The sequence below is a fragment of the Candidatus Poribacteria bacterium genome, assembly GCA_016866785.1.
In the GTDB taxonomy this organism is placed as follows: Bacteria; Poribacteria; WGA-4E.
The window spans coordinates 1-22,148 of the sequence record VGLH01000044.1 but is presented as its reverse complement, the minus strand read 5'-3'; the positions used below and the strand labels follow the sequence as shown (position 1 = coordinate 22,148).

Here is a 22,148-nt window from a genome sequence, read left to right as displayed (position 1 = left end):
CTTCTTAGCCGTTATGTGCGAAGCAACGTACCCGTACGATTCATAGCCCTGGGAGCCAGTCTGTCAAACGCGCCGGGCGCTGATTCGGCGCTGTGGGGACCGACAGCGCGAGGTTTTCGGCAAGAGGAACCCCATGAGCCGGTCCTACCACCCGAGCACCACCGGCGGACGGCTCCGGTCTTGCGCCGGGGGGCGTCTTGAGGGACAACGGTCGCCGGTCATTGCGTGGAGCATCTTCCGAAGGACTATCGGCATGGCAGAGCTCAAAGCGGCGATCATCGGCTGTGGTGGCAGGGGACGGGGACACGCTCGTGGGTATGTCGCGGCGCCCAACGTCAAGCTCGTCGCGTGCGCGGACCCGTCGGCGGACAACGCGAAGAAGCTCTCGGAGGAGTTCGGCGTTCCGAAGATCTACGCCGACCCGAAGGAGATGCTGGCGAAGGAGAAGCCCGACATCGTCAGCGTCTGCGTCTGGACGGGGCTCCACCTGCCGCTCATCCGCGCCTCGGTCGAGGCGGGCGTCCAGGCGATCCACGCCGAGAAGCCCATGGCTCCCACCTGGGGCGATGCCCAGGAGATCGGCAGGCTCGTCGCCGACGCGAACGTCCTGACGACCTTCTGCCACCAGCGGCGGTTCGGCGCGCGGTTCGTCAAGGCGCGCGAGCTCGTCAACGCCGGAGCCATCGGCGAAGTCACGCGCTTCGAGGGTCAGTGTCCCAACATGTTCGACTGGGGAACCCACTGGTTCGACATGTTCTTCTACTGGAACAACGACGAGCCGGCGCAGTCGGTCCTGGGACAGATCCACGTCGAAGGGGAACCGCGCACCGTGTTCGCCGTCCCGGTGGAGAACCAGGGCTCCAGCATCGTCTTCTACAAGAACGGGCGGAAGGGGCTTCTCCTGACCGGCATGCGCGGAGCCGCCGGCGAAGACCTGCGCATCGTCGGCACCGAAGGCGTCATCGAGCTGATCGCCCACGCGGACCCGCCCCTGCGCATGCTGCGCTCGTCCAGCCGAGGATGGGAGCTCCCCGACCTCTCCACGGTCACGCCGAAGGGCGACGACACGGTTCTCTCGATCCTCGACCTGATCGCCTGCCTTGAAAGCGGTGAGGAGCCGAGGCTCTCCGTGCGGAAGGCGCTCCAGGCGACCGAGCTCATCTTCGCCACGTATGAGTCGAGCCGTCGGCGCGAGCGGATCGACCTGCCACTCACGACGACGGACAGCGCCCTCCTGACGATGCTCGAAAACGGCGATATCGGACCGAAGCGGAAAGGCTGAGCATGGCGACAACGACGGTTCTGCCGACGGACGGCTCCATCGTCGACCGGCGGTTTTCCTACCTGCCCGAGACGAACACGGTCTTCGACCCGCCGATGCCGACGTACGATTCGCTGGACGCCTGGGAGCGTCGCAAGGCGGAACTGCGGCTCCACATCCTCGTCAGCAGCGGGCTCTTTCCGCTGCCGCCCAAGCCTCCGCTGAACCCCCGCGTCACCGGCAAGATCGAGGGCGACGGATTCACCATCGAGAACGTCGCCTTCGAGAGCTATCCCGGCTTCTTCGTCACGGGGAACCTCTATCGCCCGCGCGGGAGGTTGGGGCCCTTCCCCGGCGTCGCGTCGCCGCACGGACACGCCCGCCACGGGCGGCTGGAGCACACGGACGATTTCTCGATCCCGGGTCGCGGCATCTCGCTCGCCCGGCAGGGGTTCGTCACCTTCTGCTACGACATGGTGGGCTACAACGACAGCCTCCAGATCGACCACCAGTTCGAGGGAACGCGGGAGTACCTCTGGGGACTGTCGCTGCTGGGCCTCCAGCTCTGGAACAGCATCCGTGTTCTCGATTACCTGGAATCGCTCGAGGACGTGGACAAGTCGCGGATCGGCTGCACGGGCGCGTCCGGCGGCGGAACGCAGACGTTCCTCCTCGCAGCCGTGGACGACCGGGTGAAGGTTCCCGTCCCCGTCAACATGATCTCGGCGCACATGCAAGGCGGCTGCCTCTGCGAGAACGCCCCCCATCTGCGCCTGGACGCCACGAACGTCGAGATCGGGGCGATGGCGGCTCCACGCCCGATGCTCCTCATCTCCGCGACGGGCGACTGGACCAAGAACACGCCGAGCGTCGAGTACCCCGCGATCCGGCGCGTCTACGAGCTCTACGGCGCGGCGGACCATCTCGCGGAAGTGCAGATCGACGCCGGGCACAACTACAACTTGCCCAGCCGCGAGGCGATGTACGCCTGGATGAACCGATGGCTCCGCGACGAGCGCGACGCCACCAAACTCAAGGAGCAGCCCTTCGACCTGCCGGCTCCCGAGACGATGCGCGTCTTCCCGCAGGGGCTTCCCGCTGGCACTCCGACGCGGGCGCAAGTCGTCGATTCGATTATCGCAACCGCCCAGGCGCAGTTGGAGTCGCTCGCGCCCGTTACACCAGAACTGCTGGAACGCGCGCGAACCGTTCTGGGCGCGACGTATCAGCACGTCGTCAATGCGTCGGTACCCAGCCGCGTCGATGTCCGGTCGTCCTCGCCGAACGGCAACGCGGAGCGCTTGGTGCTGTCGCGACCCGGAGCGGGCGATGCGATCCCGGGGCTCTACCTGCACGCCAAGAACCCCAAGGGCGCGGCGGCGGTTCTCGTGTCGCCCGAGGGCAAGGCGAGCTTCGTCGGCGACGACGGCAGACCGACGGGCATCGCGTCGGCGCTGTTGTCGCGCGGCGTCTCCGTCCTGGCGATCGACGCCTTCCGCACGGGCGAGAGCGCAGGGTTAGATCGCAAGGAGTCGCGCCATTTCCTGACGTTCAATCAGACGGAACTGGCGAACCGCATCCAGGATATCCTGACGGCGTGTGCCTACGCGGCGGCGCGTGAGCAGGGCATCCATCTGGTCGGGACAGGGGAAGCGGGCATCTGGGCGCTGCTGGCGCGCGGGCTGGCTCCGGACATTCTCGTCACGGTCGCGGATATGGCGCAGTGGGACAACACGGACGACGCGTCGTTCGAGGGGAGTTTCTATCTGCCGGGCATCCGGCGGGCTGGCGACATCGGGACGGCGGGCGCGCTGGCGGCTCCGGGACGGCTCGCGCTCCACAACGTCCATCCGTCGGCGGACCTGGCGACCATTGAGAGCGCCTATCGCTCTGCCGGAGCGTCGGACGCTCTGACCATCGCCGGAAGCGCAGCAAACGCCGAGACCGTCGCGGGATGGATCGCGGGCTAGCGGCGGCGCTGCACCGTGGGTTCTGCCTACGCCCGGCTGTTTGGTCCGGTCACAGTCGTCATTCCCGCGAGCTCTGCCTTTGCCGGGTCAGGAAGCGGGAACCCAGCGCCCTGGCGGTCTGCCAGCATCGATTTTGCTCCTACCCGTCATCCTAGTGGTCTGTCAGGTTGATGCTTGGAAGAACCAACCCCCGCCCTGACCCTCCCATTCAAGGGGGAGGGATAATGCCTCCTCCCCCCGCGAAGCGTGGGGGAGGATTGAGGTGGGGGGTTCCACGAATCTTTATCGTGACAGACCACTGGCTTCCCAACCATCCTCTCCACGTGAGAGAGTTGGTATGAAGGCTCGGGGACGAGAGGCAAAGGCAAGGGAACGCGCCATGAACGCCGATATCGCCAACAGGGAACGCATCGCGCGGGAAGTGAACGCCGTTCGGACCAGCGTCGGGTACGCCGACCTGTCCAATCGGGGTAAGCTGCGCATCACGGGACGCGAACGCGCGACGTGGCTCCACAACATCGTGTCCAATATGGTCGAGAAGCTCGCCGTCGGCGACGGCAACTATGGAACCTTCCTGACGGATCGCGGCAAGATGGTGGGCGACTTCCGCCTGCTTGTCCGCGACGACTGCCTGCTGTTGGACACGGAACCCGAACTTGCCGACTCGCTTCCGGCGGCGATGGACAGGTTCCTCATCTCGGAAGACGCGGAGATCCACCGCGACCACGACCGCTGGACACTGCTCGGCCTGATGGGCCCGCAGTCGGCTGAGTGGGTGTCCCGCGCGCTGGTGATCGACGTGCCGGGGTTGGCGCTGTACGGTTCCATCGAAGCGGAACGCGACGGGACGAGGGTCGTCGTCTCGCGTCAGAACCGCGCGGGCGAGACAGGCTACGACCTGTGGCTCGATCCGTCCCTCGCGGCGAAGGTGAGGGACATGCTGTCAACTGCCGGAGTCACGGAGATCGGCTCCGACGCGCTGGAGGTGCTCCGCATCGAGGCGGGGATCGCGCGCTACGGCGCGGACACCCACGACGACATCATCCCGCTCGAAGCGCGGTTGGATCACGCCATCCACTACGAGAAGGGCTGCTACATCGGGCAGGAGATCATCGCCCGGATGCACTACCGGGGTCACCCGAACAAGCTGCTGATCTGCCTACGGTTCGATGGGGGCGTCGTGCCGGAACCGCTGACGGACATCTACCCGGAGCCGGGCGCGGAGAAGCGCAACGGCTGGGTGACCAGCACGACCTACTCGCCGACGCTCGACGCCGTCATCGGATTGGGGTACGTGCGGGCGCAGCAGGCGATCACCGGCGCACGGTTCGTCGTGAAGGTCGGCGACGATTGGGTGGGTGTCGAGCTGTCCGAGAAGCCCTTCATCGTCGGCGGATAGAGCGACTGCTCCCTCGACAAGCCCGCGACGTGAGGCTACGGTACCAATGGCTGATCAGCCCCGTTCACGATAAGCAGGTTCACAGGCGTCCGTTTGCGTCGATCTGCCCCATGTCTCGCCATGATTGACCCCCCGTCGGCGGAGTGGTAGAGTCCACCGATACAGGATTCATCCGTGCCGCCGCCGAGGAGAGTAAGGAGTAAACCATGGCGCAGCAGTCGCAGAGCCCGTCGGCGCAATCCCTGCGATTCGATCCCCCGGCATCCTTCCGCGAACGCGCCCACATCCACAGCATGGACGCGTACAAACGCCTGTATGAGGAGTCCATCCGCGACCCGGATGGGTTCTGGGGGCGTATCGCGAGCGATTTCCACTGGTTCAAGCCGTGGACGAAGGTGCGCCAGTGGAACGAGCCGTGGGTCGAGTGGTTCGTCGGCGCCGAGACGAACATCACCTACAACTGCCTGGACCGGCACCTGGGCACTCCGCGGCAGAACAAGGCGGCGATCGTCTTCGAGGGCGAACCGGGCGACATCCAGACGCTCACCTATCAGCAGCTCCACCAGGAAGTGTGCAAGTGCGCTAACGCGCTCCAGGGACTGGGGCTCAAGAAGGGCGACCGCGTCGCGCTCTACATGCCGATGATCCCGGAGCTCGCCATCGCGATGCTCGCGTGCGCGCGCGTCGGGCTGACGCATTCGGTCATCTTCGGCGGGTTCAGCGCGGAGGCGATCCGCGATCGTGTCAACGACGCCGAGTGCAAGGCAGTCATCACGGCGGACGGCGGTTGGCGTCGCGGCAAGGTGATCCCTCTCAAGGATGCCGTGGACGCGGCGTTGGCAGACGGCGCATGCCCGACGGTGGACAAGGTGCTCGTCGCGAAGCGGACAGGCAATCCCGTCGCTTGGGATGACAGCCGCGATGTGTGGTGGTCGGACGTCGTGGACACGGCGTCTGCCGACTGTCCTGCGCTGCCGCTGGACGCCCAGCATCCGCTGTTCATCCTCTACACGTCGGGTTCGACCGGGAAGCCGAAGGGCGTTTTGCACGCTCTCGGCGGCTACATGGTCTACACGGCGTACACCCACAAGATGATCTTCGACATCCGCGACGAAGACATGTACTGGTGCACGGCGGACATCGGCTGGGTGACGGGACACTCCTACATCATCTATGGGCCCTTGGCGAACGGCGCGACGTCGTTCATGTTCGAGGGAGCGCCCAACCATCCCGACTGGGGCAGGTTCTGGGACATGGTGGAACGCCACCGCGTCTCGATCCTCTACACGGCTCCGACGGCGATTCGCGCGTTCATCAAGCAGGGCGACGAGTGGCCCAACAAGCACGATCTGTCGAGCCTGCGCCTGCTGGGAAGCGTCGGCGAGCCGATCAATCCCGAAGCGTGGCTCTGGTACCACCGCGTCATCGGCAAGGAACGCTGCCCCATCGTCGATACGTGGTGGCAGACCGAGACGGGCGGCATCCTCATCACGCCGCTGCCGGGCATCACACCGACGAAGCCGGGGAGCGCGACGCTGCCGTTCTTCGGATGCAATGCGGACATTGTGGACAAGGACGGGAATCCCGTCCCCAACGGCGAACAAGGGTTCCTGGTCATCCGCGACCCATGGCCCGGCATGCTGCGGACGCTCTGGGGCGACCCGGACCGGTTCCGCACGACCTACTGGGAGATGGTTCCTCACGTCTACTTCGCCGGTGACGGCGCGAAGCGCGACCAAGACGGCTACTTCTGGGTCATCGGCCGCATCGACGACGTCGTGAACATCTCCGGGCATCGGCTCGGCACGGCGGAGGTGGAGCACGCGCTCGTGGGCCACGCCACCGTCGCGGAAGCCGCCGTGATCGGCGTGCCGGACGACCTGACCGGCGAGGCGCTCGTCTGCTTCGTGACCCTCAAGGGGAGCGCGGCGAAGTCGGAGGGATTGAAGGGCGAGCTCGTCGAGGAAGTCGCCAACGAGATTGGGAAGTTCGCGCGTCCGAAGGAGATCCGGTTCACGGACGCGCTGCCCAAGACGCGTTCGGGCAAGATCATGCGCCGGCTCCTGCGGAAGGTCGCCGCGAACGACCCGACGTTGGGCAACATCGACACGCTCGAGGATATCTCGGTCTTGGCGCGGCTCCAGGGCGACGAAGAGTGATCGATTCACACGCATGCGCGAAGACGGGCGACTTATCCGAGGTCGCCCGTTTTCATCCCAGGCTGCGGACATCGGATCGCATGGAACCATCGCAGGTGGCGGGCAGGAGCCCGATCAACAGCGTCGTGTCGCAGGATGACATCGCCTCTGGTATCGACTGGGAGCGCCTCTTCGGCAGGTCGGCTCCGGTCGAGGTGGACATCGGAAGCGGCAAGGCTCGCTTCCTGATCGAGTCGGCGCAGGCGAACCCAGAGACGAACTACTTCGGCATCGAGAAGTCGGGGAAGCCGTTCCACATCGGCGTCGAGCGCATCGCCAAATCGGGCGTCCCCAACGTACGGGTCATCCGCGATGACGCGCATCGGGTCATCGGCGAGAAGGTTCCTGCCGAATCGGTCTCCGCGTACCACATCCTGTTTCCCGACCCCTGGCCCAAGAAACGCCATCACAAGCGGCGAATCATCACGCCCGCATTCGTCGCCCAACTCGCCAGGACGCTCCGCGTGGGCGGATCGCTTCACATCGCGACGGACATCGCCGATTACTATGATGAACTGGCTCTGATCGTCGAGTCGAACTCCGCGTTCCGGTTGGCGTCGGAAGGCGAATACGGTGTAGACTCGGTCGCGACGAACTTTGCCGCAAGATACCGCGACCAGGGGCGCGAGATGTACCGCGGGACCTTCGTTCGCTCGGATCGGGAGGCGGCTCGATCCCAAACGAGCGGCTTCGGCTCCTAGAACAGTCACTGCAAGGGAGATCAGCGGTGGTCAGAAGACTGGCGACGATCTGGGGGCTCACGCTGGCGCTGGGCGGCATCCTGTTCGCCGGGCAACATGCGCGCGCGCAGGAGGCAGATCAGCCGAAGACGCTCCGTGTCTACGCCTGGGCGAACTACATCGACGAGGTGCTGCTGCGGAAGTTCGAGACGGAGTACAAGGTTCGGGCAGAACTGGCGACCTACACGAGCAACGAAGAGCTCACCGCGACGCTCCTCAAGCTGCGCGAGGCGGGGGAACCGACGTACGACATCGTGATTCCCTCCGACTATGCCATTGCAGACCTTCGAGCTCGCGGTCTGCTGGCGCGGTTGGGCAAGGCGCGGCTGCCGAACCTCAAGCGCGTCGACGACTTCTTCATGGAGAAGTACTTCGATCCGGCGAACGAGTTCTCGGTTCCGTTCCTGTGGGGAACCGCCGGGATCGGGTACCAGTCGAAGCAGGTCACGCCGGAACCGACGTCCTGGGAGGACTTGTGGCGCGTCGAGCATCGCGGCAAGGTGACGATGCTCGACGACCCGCGCGAGGCTCTCGCGGTCGCGTTGATCCGGCTCGGGTTCAACGTGAACACCTCGAGCCCTGAGGAGATCGAGGCGGCGAAGAACCTGCTGATCGAGCAGGGCCCCATCGTCGCGGGCTACGAGTCGGACACGACGAAAGTCATCGGAGCCGGGGAGGTGACGCTGACCCACTCGTGGAGCGGAGCCGTCGTGCGGTCGCAGCGGGACTATCCCGAATGGAAGTACATGGTGCCCCGTGAGGGGGCGACGTTCTTCATCGACAACCTCGCCATTCCTGCCGACGCGCCGAACAAGGCGCTGGCGGAAGACTTCATCAACTGGGTTATCGAGGCAAAGACCATAGCGACGGTGACCGAGTTCACGCGCTACGCCAACTGCGTCACGCAGTCGCGTCGGTACATCCAGTCCGGTCTGGCTCAGGACCCGTACATCTACCCCTCGAAGCTGCTGTTGAGCAAGCTGCAGATGCTCCGTCTGGTTCCCGAGGCGAATCTCCCGGCTCCGGAGATGGTGGGCGGCATGGAAGTGAGAACGCTGTTCGAGAAGGCGTGGGCGGAAGTGAAGGCGCGGAAGCGTTAGGATCGCACGCGGATCGAGGAGGACACCGGTGGGGATGGGCGCGCGTTTGAGCGACCAGCAGGTCGCGTTCTTCCAGACGTACGGGTATCTCGGTTTTCCCGGACTCTTGGCGGATCGGATCGACCGGATCATCGAGGAGTTCGAGTCGGTCTGGGCGTCGCGCGGCGGGGGACACTACGGCAAGCCGCACGACGGGAAGGCGCGGTCGTGCATCGTGCCGTTCATCGACCAGACGGAATATCTCGCCTCGCTGGTGGACGATCCCCGCATCCGAGCCATCGCCGAGACGTTCATGGGCGACGACTTCAACTACATGGGCAGCGACGGGAACTACTACGCCGGCGACACGGGCTGGCACTCGGACGGCTGGCATCCCAAGACGCTGCACGTGAAGATCGCGTTCTATCTCGACGAAGTGACCCGCGACACGGGCTGTCTTCGGGTGATTCCCGGCAGCCACCGGGTCGGAACTCCTTACTCCGAGGACATCCACCAGCGCATCGGGCGCTGCCGCGACGAGTGGGGCATCGCGCCGAACGAGGTTCCCGCGGCTGCCCTCGAGACGAAGCCGGGCGACATCGTGTGCTTCAACCACAACACGAAGCACGCGGCGTTCGGCGGCGGCACGCGGCGGCGGATGTTCACGATCAATCTGTGCGAGCGCTATCCAGAGGAGCGGATCCAAGAGCTGCGCGACTACATCAGCGGAGCCGCGCGGTTCTGGATCGACCGCGTCTACGGCGACGCGATGGTGCGAACCGCCGATGCCGACCGGATGGTTCACCTCGAACAGGTCATGGCGAACGACGGGCATCTGGCGGCGCTCTCGCAAGCGGCACGGGAACGCATGGCGGAACCGTCGCGCGGCTGATCCGACGCTGCCGGACTCGACGACGGTGGTCTCATCCCGTTTGCACGGCACACAGATTCAGGCGAATCGCCCCGGCGGTTGGCTCCTATCGGCTCGATGCCGGGAGAACCGAGGGCGCGGTGTCGGTGGATGGGCAGGCACCCATCCCGACCTTCTGCCCGAAGGGAGAAAGAGGCGGAGCTCTGGTTCCTCTCAGGAGAGGTTACGTGAGAGCCCGCGCTTGCCGATGCCACGACCTGCCGCTAACATAAGCGACACTCACCCCGACCAACGAGGAGGCTCCGAGTGATTGAGTAGGTACACGCCAACGCGCCAGGGTTCCCCAACCCCTTGTGAGGCAACGGCATGTCCCTGCTCAACGTCTCCGGACTCTCGTTCCGCTACCTTTCTCAGCCGGCTCCGCTCTTCTCGAACGTCACCTTCGAGGTGAGCCCGGGCGACCGCATCGGGCTCGTGGGGCCCAACGGTGCGGGCAAGACGACGCTTCTGCGCCTGCTCATCGGCGAGCTGGGCCCGACATCCGGCGAGACCATCCGCACGACGGGCCTGCGCCTGGGGTACGTGCCCCAGGAGACGCCCGCCGCTGTTCCCGGCACCATCGAGCAGTACGCCGGAGCCGCGCGGCCCGAGCTCGCCGAGCTCCGCGCCGAGATGGACGCGCTGGAGACCGACCTCGCGTCGCCAGCCAGGGCGGCTCAGTATGCCGACGCTCTCGCTCGCTACGAGGATTTGGGCGGATACGCGTTCGAGGCGGTGACGGCGCGCGTTCTGGAGGGCCTTGGCTTCGACGACCGGGAGCGCGCGCTCGAGATGTCGCAGTTGTCGAGCGGACAACGGGCGCGGTCGGAACTCGCCAAGCTCCTGCTGGCTCCCGGCGATCTGCTCTTCATCGACGAGCCGACGAACCACCTCGACATCGCCGCGTGCGAGTGGCTCGAAGGCTACCTCGACGGGCTGACTGCCGCCTACATCATGGTGTCGCACGACCGCGTCTTCCTCAGCCGGACGACGAACCGGATCATCGAGATCGTGCGTGGCGCGGCGACCGTTTACGAAGGGGGCTACGACTTCTTCGTCGAACAGCGGGCGCTCAGCGAGCGCGAGGCGTGGGAGCGCTACGAAGGGCAGCAGCGGCGGGCAGCAGCCGCCCGGCAAGCCTCCGAGCGCCGGATGCGCCTGGCGGACCGCGTGGCGACGGCTCCGGGAGGCATCCGCCCCAACAAGGACTTCTACGGCAGGAAGGCGAAGAAGGTCGCACGGACGGCGCGCCTCCTGCGCGAGCGAGTGGAACGGGAGCCGGAAGCCGAGAAGCCGTGGGAGGAACAGCCGATCCGGACGCTGGACTTCCCGAACGTCGCCCGCACCGGCGACATCGCTCTCCGGGTCGAGGGGCTGTCCAAGTCGTACGGCGAGAAGCGGCTGTTCAGCGGGCTGTCTTTCGCCATCGGTCGCGGCGAGCGCTGGGCGCTTCTGGGCCCCAACGGAACCGGCAAGACGACCCTCCTGCGCATCTTGCTGGGCTTGGAGTCGGCGGACGAGGGGACGTTCGCCTTCGGCGCGCGGGTGAAGGTCGGGTACTTCGCCCAGGAGGGCGAGAACATGGACCTCGCCAAGTCCGCCGTCGAGGTCTGCCTGGGCGTCTACAACGACGATACGTGGGTGCGGACGATCCTGGGATGCCTGCGTCTACGCGGGGAGGAGACGACGCGATCTGTCGGTTCGATGAGCGTTGGCGAGAGAAGCAAGGTCGCCATGGCGCGGCTCCTGCTCAGCGGCGCGAACGTCCTCCTGCTCGACGAGCCGACGAACCACCTCGATATCGAAGCGCGACAGGCTGTCGAAGCGACGCTCATGCAGTTTCCGGGAACCATCCTGTTCGTGTCGCACGACCGGTACTTCATCGAGATGCTGGCGAACAACGAGATCGACCTCGGTTCCCGCCGAGAGCCGGGCTCAGAGGGCCCGCACGGTGTATAGGTTCCACCCGGAAGATGCTGAACGCCGGCGGCTTGACGCCATCGTCGGAGCCCTGGACCCGAAGGGAGCCCCGCAAGCCGCCTTCGTGCTCCGAGCCTCGACGGCTGGAACCGGGCGCATCGGCGTGCTGGCGGCATCCTACAACCCGCCGCACGCGGCGCATCTGGCACTCGCTGAGGCGGCGCGCCATCGACTCGGACTCGCAGAAGTGATCGCCGAGCTCTCGCTGGCGAACGTCGATAAGGAGGTGTCGGGGGCTCCCATTCCCGACCGGCTGATGATGCTGCGTCTCGTCGCGGAAGCGAGGCAGTGGCTCTCGGTCGCCGTGACGACGCACGGGAGGTTCCTCGACAAACTCGCGGCGCTGTCACCGTTGGTCGGCGGGGCAGAGTTCGTGTTCCTGGTGGGATTCGACACGCTCGTGCGCGTATTCGACGCGCGGTACTACGGGAACCGGGAGTCGGAGCTCGACGAGCTCTTCGCGTCGGCGCGATTCGCCTGCGCCAACCGCGCGGAATCCGGCGAGGACGAGCTCCGCGAACTGCTCGAACAGCCGTCGAATCGGAGGTTCGCCGAGCGCGTGGAGTGGGTGCCGCTGCCGGAACGGTACGCGGACGTATCCTCGACGCAGGCGCGGTCGGAAGTCGCAGAACGCCGTGGTTCCTGGATCATTCCCGAAGAGGTCGCCGAATACGTCGAGAGGCGTCGCCTTTACAGGTGACGCCTCTCTCGGCTCGATCCGCTGTTCTGTCGGACTATTGGTAGACGAGGACGACGCCCCACTGACCGACCGCCCACGCCTTGCCGTTGGCGGTCACATCGACATCGTGGAGGTCGATCTTCGTCGGCGACTTCGTGTCGGTCCACGTCACTCCGCCGTTGATCGTGTGGAGCAGCGACCCGGACGCGCCGACCGCCCACGCCTCCGTGGCGGAAGCCGCGACGACGCTGTAGAGCGTCGAGGTGGTTCCGCTGGTCTGCGTCACCCAAGAGGTTCCGCCGTTCTTCGTGTTCAGAATGAGTCCGTTGTCGCCCACGACCCAGCCGGTCTTGCCGTCGCCAGCGAAGGACACGGCGCGGAGCTCGTTGAACACCTTCGCGTCGCGGAGCTGCCACGTCTTACCTGCGTCCGCCGTGCTGATGATCGTTCCGGCGGCTCCGACGGCGATCATGCGGTTCGCGTCGAGCGCCGCGACTCCGTAGAGCGTGTTCGGCGAGAGCTCCTGCACCGCCATCGAGTGGGAGGTCCAGTGCTGACCGCCGTCCGTGGTGCGGAACACTTTGCCTAGGTCGCCGACCATCCAGCCGTTCTTGTCGTCGCTGAAGTCGAGTGAATACGCCGCTAGGGCGACCTCGGACGGGTCGGGCGAGGAGATGCGGGCGTCGCCGCCGCCTTCGCTTCGTGGATTCGAGAGGGGGATCCACGTCGCGCCGCCGTCGAGAGTTTCTAGGAACGTCCGGTTGTCGCCGACGATGAAGCCTCGCTTGGCGTCCACGATGCGGATACCGAAGAGCTGGAAGGGAACCCCGGTCTCCTGTTGCTTCCAACTCTTGCCGCCGTCGCTCGTCGCGTAGACGACGCCGCCCTGCCCGACCGCCCAGCCTCGGTTCGCGTCGGCGAATGAGAGAGAGTGCAGGTCGGAGTTGCTGTAGATGGTCTGCCAGGTCTTTCCGGCGTCGCGGGTTCGCAGGAGCGTCCCGCCGTCGCCGACGACGACGGCGGTGTTGGGGTCGAGCCAATCGACGTCGTTGAGGCGGCTCATGGTTGGGCGGGGTTCCAGGGGCGCCCAGGTCGCGCCGCCGTCACTCGTCGTCAGGATGACGCCAAACTCGGCGACGGCGATGCCCTTGAGGACATCGACGAACTTGACGTTCCACACGGGCTCCGGCATGCCGTTGGAGTTGGGGACGTTGCTCTGCTGTTCCTCCCACGTCGCGCCGCCGTCGGTGGTGTGGACCGCCGCGCCGTTGACGCCGACCGCCCAACCGTCGTTGCCGATGAACTGCACCGACTTGAGCGTCAGCGCGGTCGGGCTTCGCACGGAGACCCACGTATCGCCGCCGTCCTCGGTCGAGAGGATCGTCCCGCCGCCGCCGACGACGATGCCGTGCGTCGCAGTGCGGAACGCGACGCCGCTCATCTCGTTGTTCGTTTCCGCGTCGAGGGTCTCCCAAACCTTGCCGCCGTTCTTCGTGCGCAGGACGATTCCGCCCTCGCCGCCGATCCAGCCGTTGTTGGGGTCGACAAAGTAGATGTCGGTCAGTACCGCCCAGGTTCCGCCGTTCTGGACCTGCCAGGACTGCCCGCCGTCCGGCGTGTGGAAGATGACGCCGTTCTCGCCGACGATCCAGCCCTTCTGGGGCCCGCTGAAGAAGATGTCGAGGAACGCCGAGTCCTTCTTCTCAGGCGGAAGGATCGTGTTGAGGACGCCCGAGGGAGTCCACGTCGACCCGCCGTCCTTGGTCCAGCCGATCGTCGCGCGGTCGCAGACGAACCAGCCGTTCTGGGCGTCGACGAACTCCACCGCCTTGATGTGGCGAGTCAGGTCGTACTTGCGGGCAAACGCCCAGTCGGCGGCGTTTGCGGGGGTCAGCGCCGCCCAACAGAGCAGCGCAGCCGATATCGCTGTCACTCGTCGAATCATGGACGAACCTCCAGCGGCGGTAGCGTGGCGAGTCGATGACGGCTCCGTTTTCTTCAACGCCTTGTCGGGGTTTTGATTATAGTGATCCGCTCAGCGAAACGTCAACGAGGAACCCGTGCAGCCTCTCGCTATAGCAACTAGGGTCTGTCAGGTTGGTGCTTGGGAGAACCAACCCCCGCCCTGACCCTCCCCCATTCAAGGGAGGGATAATGCCTCCTCCCCCCGCGAAGCGTGGGGGAGGATTGAGGTGGGGGGTTCCACGAATCTTCATCGTAACTGACCACTAGCCGGACTGCGCGACGACATAGACGCCGACGCAGATGAGAAGAACGCCGATCATCTTGCCCAGCGCCATGCCCTCGCCCAGCCAGCGCCACGCCACGAGCTCCAGCGCGATGAAGATCAGGCTCTGCTGGATCGGGTAGAGGACGCTCAGCTTCATCCGCATCAACAGCGCCAGCCACAGCACGACCGACACGCCGAACGTCAGAAGCCCCGCCAGAACAAACGGCTGCGCGAGAACCGTCCGCACCAGATCGACCACGGACGCTCCGCCAACGGCTCCCGATTCCCCGATCCGGCGCATGCCCTCCCGAAGGCATGTCTGCGCGAAGACGGTCAGCGCGACGTTCACGGCGAGAAGGAACCAGTAGGCGGTCGGCGTTGACATCGGCTACGACTCCTGGCGCTTGCCGCCCGCGACGATCTCGCGCACGACGTAGATGGGCTTCCCCTGCGACTCGTGATAGGTCCGCGTCATGAGCTCCCCCAGCAGACCCATCGTGACGAACTGGACGCCGACGAAGATGAGTAGAATCCCCAGCAGGAGCATCGGCATGCGTTCCCGCAGCGAGAACCGCTCCGGGCTCACGAACTTCCCCACGGTGAGCACGGCGCAGATGACGAACCCCAACGCGCCCGAGTAGATGCCGATCCGTCCGAAGACCTGGATCGGGCGCGTCGAGAAACCCATCAGGAACCGGATCGTGATGAGGTCGAGGATGACCCGCAGCGTCCGCGAGATGCCGTACTTCGACCGACCCCAGACGCGCGCCCGGTGGTTCACCGGCATTTCGACGATCTCCGCGCCGATCCAGTGCGCCAGCGCGGGGATGAACCGGTGCATCTCGCCGTAGAGTCGAATGTTCCGAACCACGTCACGGCGGTACGCCTTCAGCGTGCAGCCGAAGTCGTGCAGATCGACGCCCGTCGCGCGGACGATGAGCCGGTTTGCCAGCAGCGACGGGATGCGCCGCAGGATGAATCCGTCTCGGCGGTTCTTGCGCCAGCCGCTGACGACGTCGTAGCCCTCGTTGAGCTTGTCGATGAGCCTGCCGATATCCGCCGGATCGTTCTGGAGGTCGGCGTCGAGCGTCACGATCACGTCGCCCCGCGCGTGGTCGAACCCGGCGCTCATCGCGGCGGTCTGCCCGAAGTTCCGGCGGAACCGGATGACCCGCACGGCGGCGTCCTGGGCGGAGATGTCGCGGAGGACTTCGTCGGAGCCGTCGCGCGAGCCGTCGTCGATCAAGATGATCTCCGAGCGGTAGGGCAGCGCGTCGAGCGCTGCGCGGATCTGGGCGTGGAGCTCGGGCAGATTCTCGCGCTCGTCCTTGATGGGGACGACGATGGATAGGTCGATAGGCGTGGCGTCGGGGGGCATCGGAAATCCTCGCTGGGCCCATGTGCGGCGCGTGCGCGCGGCGATTCTAGCACGCGCCGGCGCGGCGGCTCAACGATGCGCCATGTGCCGAGAGTGTTGGTCGTTACGAGAGATGGACGATGACCTCTCCTAGCTTCTCCCTGAAGGGAGAGGAACCAGGCGCGCCTTGTCCCTTCAGGGAGAAGGTTGGGATGAGGGCTGCGAATGGCGTTCTGCCCCAACGTTCGTGCTGAGGCGACGGGCGCAGACTCCAGGCAGGCGGCCGCGTCAGAGGCGGACGCCGGAGGCGGCCGCGTCAGAGGCGGACGCCGGAGGCGGCGCGGATGAGCCGCGCGAGTCGCTCGCTGGCGTTTGTGAGGAGCGAGCGGGCGTCCCGGATCGCCGACTCGAGCGTGAAGGGCCCCGGCACGATGGGGATGACGGCGTCGATGCCGACGTTGTAGATGACATCGGCGTCGGGCGCGATGGTTCCCGCCAACGCGAACACGGGCAGACCTCGGCGCTTCGCCGCCTGGGCGACGCCCATCGGCGTCTTGCCGAACGCCGTCTGCCGGTTCAGCTCGCCCTCGCCGGTGACGACGAACGCCGCGCCATCGAGCCGCTCGTCGAACCGCACCGCGTCGAGGACGATCTCGACGCCTCGGCGAAGCTGGGCGTTCAGGAACGCCATGAGTCCCGCACCGAGCCCTCCGGCGGCTCCGGCTCCCGGTATGCGCTCGACATCCTTGCCCAGGTCCCGATGCAGAACCTTCGCGTAGTGGACCAGGCTCGCATCGAGCGTCTGGACCATCTCCGGCGTGGCTCCCTTCTGGGGTCCGTAGATAGCGGACGCTCCGCGAGGGCCCGTCAAGGGATTGTCCACGTCGCACGCCACGACCGTCTCGACGTCGGACAAACGCGCGTCCATGCCGGACAGATCGATTCGGTCGAGCGCGCCGAGGGGTCCGCCGCCGAGTTCCAGTTCGTTTCCGTCGGCGTCGAGCAGCTTCGCGCCTAGGGCTTGTGCCATGCCCGCCCCGCCGTCGTTGGTGGCGCTGCCGCCGATGCCGATGATGAGCTTCCGCGCTCCCTCGTCCAGCGCGGCGCGAATGAGCTCGCCGGTGCCGTAGGTCGTCGCCTTGAGGGGGTTCCGCTCGCCGAATGGAATGAGCGGGAGCCCGGACGCCGCCGCCATCTCGATAGCCGCCGTCTCACCGTCGCCGAGGAGCCCGAAGTGTGCGACCACGCGACGCCCGGTCGGTCCGCGCACTTCGACGTGGACGCGCCTCCCGCCGGTCGCGTCGACCAGGGATTGGGCGGTACCTTCGCCGCCGTCCGCCATGGGGATCGTCTCGCAGTGCGCGTCGGGAAAGACTCGTCGGAACCCCTGGGCGATAGCCTCGGCGGCGTCCTGGGCGCTCAAGCTTCCCTTGAACGAGTCCGGCGCGATGACGATCTTCATGGTTCACCCCACGCGGTTCGTCAGTCCACGAGCTGCAGCCTTTCCGCAAGGCTCGCGAGCGGCAGTCCGACGACGTTGAAGTAGCACCCTTCGATGCGCGAGACGAAGGCGGCGGCTCCCTCCTGGATGCCGTAGGCTCCCGCCTTGTCGAGCGGTCCGCCCGATTGGACGTACGCCAGGATCTCCTGCTGGCGGAGAGGGCGAAAGGTGACGCTGGTCGTCTCGTACCAAGATTCGACGCGCGTTTCGTCGTCGGGGTTCATGTCGAGCCAGACGAGTGCGACGCCCGTCACGACCTCGTGAGTCCTGCCGCTGAGCCGGTGCAGCATCTCGATCGCCTCGACGGCGGACCGGGGCTTGCCCAGCGACCGACCGTCGATGATGACCATGGTGTCCGCGCCGAGCACGGCGGCGTAGCCCGCCGCAGCCGGCAAGGACTCGGCGACCGCCAGCGCCTTCGCCCGGGCGACGTACTCGGCTCCCTGCGCCGGAGTCAGGTCGTCCGGGTAGGATTCGCTGGCTCCGCTCGGAGCGGCGTCGAACGGCACGCCGATCTGCCGGAGCAGCTCAGCTCGGCGCGGCGATTCGGATGCGAGGACAATCGGAGCGTAAGCCATGGTTCCCCCAGATGGTTCCCCCAGATGGTTCCCCAAGTGGTGTGTCACGACGCAGCGCGGGTGAGCCCAACCCCCGCCCTAACCCTCCCCCATTCAAGGAGGAGGGAACAAGCGTCCTCCCCCGCGAAGCGCGGGGGAGGATTGAGGTGGGGGGCTGAACCCACCGGCATAGCGCTGACAGAACGCTAGAACGACCGCCCGACCATGTAGTCCGCCCAGAACGCGAGGTAGTCGCGGTACTTCGACGGCGGAATCTCGGACAGATGCTGCCGCGCCCGTTCGATGTGCCGCCGCGCCAAGTTTGCCGTGTACTGGACGCCGTTCAGGTCGCGCAGGAGGGCGGTCACCTCGGCGACGTCGGCGGCGGTCGCAGACGGGTTTCCAAGAACCGCGAGCAGCCTCGCCCGCTGCGCCTCGTTCGCGTTCCGATAGGCGTGGAGCACGATGGTGGTTCGCTTGCCCTCTCGGATGTCGGAACCGACCGGCTTACCCAGCGACGCCTCGTCACCGATGATGCCGAGGATGTCGTCCTGGAGCTGGAACGCCGTCCCGCAGTCGGCGGCGAACGAGCTGACCGCGTGGACGTACGGATGCTGGTCGTCGCAGGTGTTCAGCCCGATCATGGAGCCCGCTTTGCCGGCGAACTCGTAGAGGACGCCCGTCTTCTTGGAAAGCATGTCGATGATCTCGTCTTCGGTCATCGAGGGAATGGCGCGCTTGGCGAACTGCACGTCGCGTATCTCGCCGTCGATTAGCAGGCTGAGGACGCGCATCTCGGCGTCGTGGATCAGGTAGAGCGCGACGGCGGGATCGACGCCGGACTCCTCGGCGAGCCCCGCCAGGATCGAGATCGCCCATCCCTGCTGCATGTCCCCGGCAAGGATCGCCAGCGACAGCCCGTAGTGCTCCGATTCGGCGGCGTCGTAGCCGAGTTCGTCGCGCGCGCGGGCGCTGAACTCCGTGTGGACGGTGGGCCCGCCGCGCCGCTTGTCGTCGCGGTCGATCACGTCGTCGTGGACGAGCGTCCACGTGTGGAAGATTTCGATGGCGGCGGCGGCGGGGATCGCCTTGGCATCGTCTCCGCCGACAGCCCCGCAGGCGAACAGCAGAACCGCCGGACGAAGCGACTTCCCGCCGGAGTGCATGTAGCTGTAGACGGCGTCGCGGATGTGATCCGGGGAGAACCGGCTCGAGAACCGCGTCGAATAGAGGTAGTCGTAGACGACCTTCTTGCGCTCCGCGAGCGCGCCCATGAAGTCCTCGGTCGTAATCACGGACGGCTATTCCTTCGTGGTTTCGTCCGGGGCGTCGAACGGTTCGACGCGGATGACGCCGTCGTCGCTGACGAGCAGTTGCTCGACCCGCAGGTCCATCGCGTCGAGCGTCTTGGCGCATTGGCGCACGAGCTGGATGCCGCGCTCGAAGCTCTTGAGGGCTTCGTCGAGGCTCGTCTCGCCGCGTTCCAGCCGCTGCACGATCGCCTCGAGCTCGTCGAGGGCTTCCTCGAACGGCGGATGGGATTCGTCGTTCGGCATGCCGATCTCCTGGACGTTTTCAAACGGCGTGTTCAGGGCGTCTCGCGGCTGGATACGACGCATTCGAGGCGTCCGCGATGGAGCCTCACGCCGACGGTGTCGCCGACGGCCGTGTCGTCGGCGGAGCGCAGGATCGCCCCGTCGGTTCCGTAGCAGATGCTGTATCCGCGTTCCAGCGTCGCCAGAGGGCTCAGCGCGTTCAGCGCGCCGGTCGCGCCGGAGAGCCGGCTCCGTTCCCGATCCAGCCGCGTCCGAATGCGCTCTTCCAGCCGCCGCGCGAGTTCATCGATGTGCTGAGCGCGGAGCCGGATGTCCTCGCGTCGGCGTCGGGGCGAGAGCGCGTCCGAAAGCCGGTTCACATTCTGACGCGCCAGGCGCAGGCGGTTCTGCGTCGCCTCGCCCATCCGGTCGCGCAGGCTGGCGATCTCGCGCAGCAGGGCGATTCGGTCGGGGACGACGAGCTCGGCGGCGGCTGAGGGCGTCGGGGCGCGCACGTCCGCCGCGAAGTCGGACAGCGTGTAGTCCACCTCGTGCCCGACCGCCGAGACGACGGGAATCCTCGAAGCGACGATGGCGCGCACGAGCCCTTCGTCGTTGAACGCCCACAGGTCTTCGATGGAACCACCGCCACGCCCGACGATGAGGACGTCGGCGTCGCTGACTCGGTTCATCATGTCGATGGCGCGTGCGATTTGTCCCGCCGCCTCGTCGCCCTGCACGAGAACGGGATAGACGGTCACGCGAACCGAGGAGAACCGCCGCGCGAGGACGTTCAGGATGTCGCGGACGGCAGCGCCTCGCGCCGACGTGATGATCCCGACATGCCGGGGGAACCGTGGAAGGGCGCGCTTACGTTCGGGGTCGAAGAGTCCTTCCTCGGCGAGCCGGTCGCGAAGCTGCTCGTAGGCGAGGAGGAACGCCCCCTGTCCGACGGGCAGAACGCGGGTCGCCTGAATCTGGTAGTTGCCGCCCTGGGGGTAGATCGTCAGCGTGCCGAAGACGCGCACCTGCACGCCGGTCGCCGGGCGGAACCCCTGGCGGATGACCATGTTCTTCCACATGACGCAGGGGAGCTGCGCGTGAGCGTCTTTGAGCGTGAAGTACCAGTGCCCGGCGGGCGATTCCCGGAAGTTGGAGACTTCGCCCTCGACCCAGAGAGGCGGGAAGGTCTCCTCCAGCAGTTGGCGGAGCGCCTGCGTGACCTGTTGAACCGTGTAGATCGGGTCTGCCATGGCGTCACAGCACTCCAGCGGCAACGAGCGCCTGTCGGATCGCCTCGGCGCGTTCGGGCGACGTAGCAGGCATCGGCGCTCGCGGGAAGCCGCCCTGCCTGCCCTGCATCTCCATTGCGCATTTCACATTCGCGGGCAGGTTGTCGGCGTGGATCGCGTCCCAGATGCGCAGCAGCGATCCGTGAAGAGCCCGAGCCTCGTCGGAGCGGTTCTGCGCGACGGCGTCCCAGAGCCGGACGCACAGCTTCGGAACGGCGCTCAGGATCGCCGCGATGGCTCCATGGGCTCCCAGCGCGAAGGACGGATAGAGTAGCGCATCGACCGCCGACATGACGGCTGCCCGGTTCCCGACAAGCAGCAGCAGGTCGGCGAGCAGCTTCATGTCGCCCGCGCTCTGCTTGACGCCCACGACCCCCGGCGCTTCGTCGATGATCCTCGCCAGCAGCGTCGGCGACAGGTACGCCCACGGCACGACGTTGTAGATCATCACGGGAACGCCCGTGCGCTCGGCGATGGTGGCGAAGAAGTCGAGCATCGCGTCGTCGTTGGGACGAAACAGGTAGTGAACCGGCGTCACTTGGAGCGCGACCGCGCCGAGGTCGGCAACGGCGAGTCCGCGTTCGACGGCGGCGCGGGTGCTGTCGGCGATGATCCCGGCGATGACGGGAACGGAACCCGCTTCCTGCACGGCGAGTCCGACGACGCGGCGCAGCTCGTCGGATTCCAGCGTGTGCCCTTCGCCCGTGCTCCCGCCGACGGCGATGCCGTGGACGCCCGACTCGACCATGTATGCAATGTCGCGGCGCAGTGCGTCTTCGTCGATCTCGCCGGACGCGTCGAAGGGCGTAACGATGGGCGGCACGATGCCGTGGATGCCGTGCGGCATGGTTGTCTCCGACGGTCTCAGGTCGCCAACGGCTCGCAGAGGCGCTCGATGGATCGCGCTCTCCCGGTGGCTTCGTCGATGTCGACGCAGACGGCGCACAGGCGGATATCGCCCTTGGCGGTCTCGAACCGCGCAGGCATCTGCGTCAGGAACTTGCGGATGACGGACTCAGTCTCGACGCCGATGACCGAGTCGTGCGGGCCCGTCATACCGACGTCGGTGATGTACGCGGTTCCTCCTGGGAACACGGTTTCGTCCGCGGTCTGGACGTGCGTGTGGGTTCCAACGACCAGGCTCGCCTTCCCGTCGAGGAACCTGCCCATGGCGATCTTCTCGGAGGTGGCTTCGGCGTGGAAGTCCAGCACGACGACGTTCGCGCTCTCGCGCAGCTTCGGGATGATGTCTTCAGCCGCCTCGAAGGGGTTGTGATATTGGTTGAAGAAGAGGCTCCCACCCATGTTGAGGACGGCGACCGGAACGCCTGCGCCCGTCTCGGTGACTGCCCACCCGCGTCCGGGGGTTCCCTTCGGCAGGTTCGCGGGACGGATCACGTTCGGTAGGTCGGCGATCTGGTCGGGAAACTCCTTCTGGTCCCAGACGTGGTTGCCCATCG

General features: G+C 66.4%; 19 protein-coding genes. 9 read left to right on the top strand and 10 right to left on the bottom strand.

Going from position 1 to position 22,148, the window contains the following annotated elements; translation table 11 throughout:
- The first annotated feature begins 133 nt into the window (after positions 1-133).
- The 9 genes from FJZ36_08275 to FJZ36_08235 all read left to right on the top strand — a co-directional run bounded on the left by FJZ36_08275 (position 134) and on the right by FJZ36_08235 (position 12,237).
- Complete coding sequence (locus tag FJZ36_08275) at positions 134-1,282, top strand: Gfo/Idh/MocA family oxidoreductase (protein ID MBM3214895.1); 1,149 nt, start codon at positions 134-136, stop codon at positions 1,280-1,282.
- Positions 1,283-1,284: 2 nt separating this feature from the next.
- Positions 1,285-3,231 carry a hypothetical protein gene (locus FJZ36_08270; GenBank protein MBM3214894.1) on the top strand — a complete coding sequence of 649 codons (1,947 nt, stop codon included), beginning with the start codon at positions 1,285-1,287 and terminating at the stop codon, positions 3,229-3,231.
- Between the two features lie 337 nt (positions 3,232-3,568).
- The gene (locus FJZ36_08265; GenBank protein MBM3214893.1) at positions 3,569-4,630 is read left to right on the top strand and encodes an aminomethyl transferase family protein; all 1,062 of its coding nucleotides are present in this window, start codon (positions 3,569-3,571) and stop codon (positions 4,628-4,630) included.
- A 206-nt stretch (positions 4,631-4,836) separates the two neighbouring features.
- Positions 4,837-6,789 carry an acetate--CoA ligase gene (gene acs / locus FJZ36_08260; protein ID MBM3214892.1) on the top strand — a complete coding sequence of 651 codons (1,953 nt, stop codon included), beginning with the start codon at positions 4,837-4,839 and terminating at the stop codon, positions 6,787-6,789.
- 80 nt (positions 6,790-6,869) lie between these two features.
- Positions 6,870-7,529 (top strand): tRNA (guanosine(46)-N7)-methyltransferase TrmB, encoded by a 660-nt coding sequence (gene trmB / locus FJZ36_08255; GenBank protein MBM3214891.1) that lies wholly within the window; start codon positions 6,870-6,872, stop codon positions 7,527-7,529.
- Positions 7,397-8,668: a spermidine/putrescine ABC transporter substrate-binding protein gene (locus tag FJZ36_08250; GenBank protein MBM3214890.1), complete on the top strand. Its 1,272-nt coding sequence runs from the start codon at positions 7,397-7,399 to the stop codon at positions 8,666-8,668. Before trmB ends, FJZ36_08250 begins: the two co-directional genes overlap by 133 nt.
- A gap of 34 nt (positions 8,669-8,702) precedes the next feature.
- Entirely contained in the window at positions 8,703-9,539 is an 837-nt protein-coding gene (locus FJZ36_08245; protein ID MBM3214889.1) for a hypothetical protein, read from the top strand.
- Between the two features lie 345 nt (positions 9,540-9,884).
- The gene (locus FJZ36_08240; GenBank protein MBM3214888.1) at positions 9,885-11,516 is read left to right on the top strand and encodes an ABC-F family ATP-binding cassette domain-containing protein; all 1,632 of its coding nucleotides are present in this window, start codon (positions 9,885-9,887) and stop codon (positions 11,514-11,516) included.
- Complete coding sequence (locus FJZ36_08235; protein ID MBM3214887.1) at positions 11,269-12,237, top strand: hypothetical protein; 969 nt, start codon at positions 11,269-11,271, stop codon at positions 12,235-12,237. The genes FJZ36_08240 and FJZ36_08235 overlap by 248 nt, the downstream gene beginning before the upstream one ends.
- Positions 12,238-12,271: 34 nt before the next feature.
- On the opposite strand, the gene FJZ36_08230 is transcribed toward FJZ36_08235, so the two are convergent.
- The 10 genes from FJZ36_08230 to FJZ36_08185 all read right to left on the bottom strand — a co-directional run.
- Entirely contained in the window at positions 12,272-14,161 is a 1,890-nt protein-coding gene (locus FJZ36_08230; protein ID MBM3214886.1) for a hypothetical protein, read from the bottom strand.
- A 283-nt stretch (positions 14,162-14,444) separates the two neighbouring features.
- On the bottom strand, positions 14,445-14,831 hold the full coding sequence (locus FJZ36_08225) for a hypothetical protein (protein MBM3214885.1): 387 nt from the start codon (positions 14,829-14,831) through the stop codon (positions 14,445-14,447).
- Between the two features lie 3 nt (positions 14,832-14,834).
- Entirely contained in the window at positions 14,835-15,803 is a 969-nt protein-coding gene (locus FJZ36_08220) for a glycosyltransferase family 2 protein (protein MBM3214884.1), read from the bottom strand.
- Positions 15,804-16,119: 316 nt separating this feature from the next.
- Entirely contained in the window at positions 16,120-17,265 is a 1,146-nt protein-coding gene (locus FJZ36_08215; GenBank protein ID MBM3214883.1) for a glycerate kinase, read from the bottom strand.
- Between the two features lie 20 nt (positions 17,266-17,285).
- Positions 17,286-17,882 (bottom strand): septum formation protein Maf, encoded by a 597-nt coding sequence (gene maf, locus FJZ36_08210; GenBank protein ID MBM3214882.1) that lies wholly within the window; start codon positions 17,880-17,882, stop codon positions 17,286-17,288.
- 185 nt (positions 17,883-18,067) lie between these two features.
- On the bottom strand, positions 18,068-19,156 hold the full coding sequence (locus FJZ36_08205) for a polyprenyl synthetase family protein (protein ID MBM3214881.1): 1,089 nt from the start codon (positions 19,154-19,156) through the stop codon (positions 18,068-18,070).
- Between the two features lie 6 nt (positions 19,157-19,162).
- Complete coding sequence (xseB, locus tag FJZ36_08200) at positions 19,163-19,417, bottom strand: exodeoxyribonuclease VII small subunit (GenBank protein ID MBM3214880.1); 255 nt, start codon at positions 19,415-19,417, stop codon at positions 19,163-19,165.
- 32 nt (positions 19,418-19,449) lie between these two features.
- Positions 19,450-20,649 carry an exodeoxyribonuclease VII large subunit gene (gene xseA / locus FJZ36_08195; protein MBM3214879.1) on the bottom strand — a complete coding sequence of 400 codons (1,200 nt, stop codon included), beginning with the start codon at positions 20,647-20,649 and terminating at the stop codon, positions 19,450-19,452.
- Positions 20,650-20,653: 4 nt separating this feature from the next.
- Positions 20,654-21,535: a dihydrodipicolinate synthase family protein gene (locus tag FJZ36_08190; GenBank protein ID MBM3214878.1), complete on the bottom strand. Its 882-nt coding sequence runs from the start codon at positions 21,533-21,535 to the stop codon at positions 20,654-20,656.
- Positions 21,536-21,552: 17 nt separating this feature from the next.
- On the bottom strand, positions 21,553-22,148 hold a 596-nt coding region (locus tag FJZ36_08185), incomplete at its 5' end, for a YmdB family metallophosphoesterase (GenBank protein ID MBM3214877.1).

Bases quoted from the DNA above. Each gene is read 5' to 3' on its own strand.
- acs (MBM3214892.1), top strand. From the start codon at position 4,837: ATGGCGCAGCAGTCGCAGAGCCCGTCGGCGCAATCCCTGCGATTCGAT.
- FJZ36_08265 (MBM3214893.1), top strand. From the start codon at position 3,569: ATGAAGGCTCGGGGACGAGAGGCAAAGGCAAGGGAACGCGCCATGAAC.
- FJZ36_08240 (MBM3214888.1), top strand. From the start codon at position 9,885: ATGTCCCTGCTCAACGTCTCCGGACTCTCGTTCCGCTACCTTTCTCAG.
- maf (MBM3214882.1), bottom strand. From the start codon at position 17,882: ATGGCTTACGCTCCGATTGTCCTCGCATCCGAATCGCCGCGCCGAGCT.
- trmB (MBM3214891.1), top strand. From the start codon at position 6,870: ATGGAACCATCGCAGGTGGCGGGCAGGAGCCCGATCAACAGCGTCGTG.
- xseB (MBM3214880.1), bottom strand. From the start codon at position 19,417: ATGCCGAACGACGAATCCCATCCGCCGTTCGAGGAAGCCCTCGACGAG.
- xseA (MBM3214879.1), bottom strand. From the start codon at position 20,649: ATGGCAGACCCGATCTACACGGTTCAACAGGTCACGCAGGCGCTCCGC.
- FJZ36_08190 (MBM3214878.1), bottom strand. From the start codon at position 21,535: ATGCCGCACGGCATCCACGGCATCGTGCCGCCCATCGTTACGCCCTTC.
- FJZ36_08245 (MBM3214889.1), top strand. From the start codon at position 8,703: ATGGGCGCGCGTTTGAGCGACCAGCAGGTCGCGTTCTTCCAGACGTAC.
- FJZ36_08275 (MBM3214895.1), top strand. From the start codon at position 134: ATGAGCCGGTCCTACCACCCGAGCACCACCGGCGGACGGCTCCGGTCT.
- FJZ36_08270 (MBM3214894.1), top strand. From the start codon at position 1,285: ATGGCGACAACGACGGTTCTGCCGACGGACGGCTCCATCGTCGACCGG.
- FJZ36_08230 (MBM3214886.1), bottom strand. From the start codon at position 14,161: ATGATTCGACGAGTGACAGCGATATCGGCTGCGCTGCTCTGTTGGGCG.
- FJZ36_08215 (MBM3214883.1), bottom strand. From the start codon at position 17,265: ATGAAGATCGTCATCGCGCCGGACTCGTTCAAGGGAAGCTTGAGCGCC.
- FJZ36_08225 (MBM3214885.1), bottom strand. From the start codon at position 14,831: ATGTCAACGCCGACCGCCTACTGGTTCCTTCTCGCCGTGAACGTCGCG.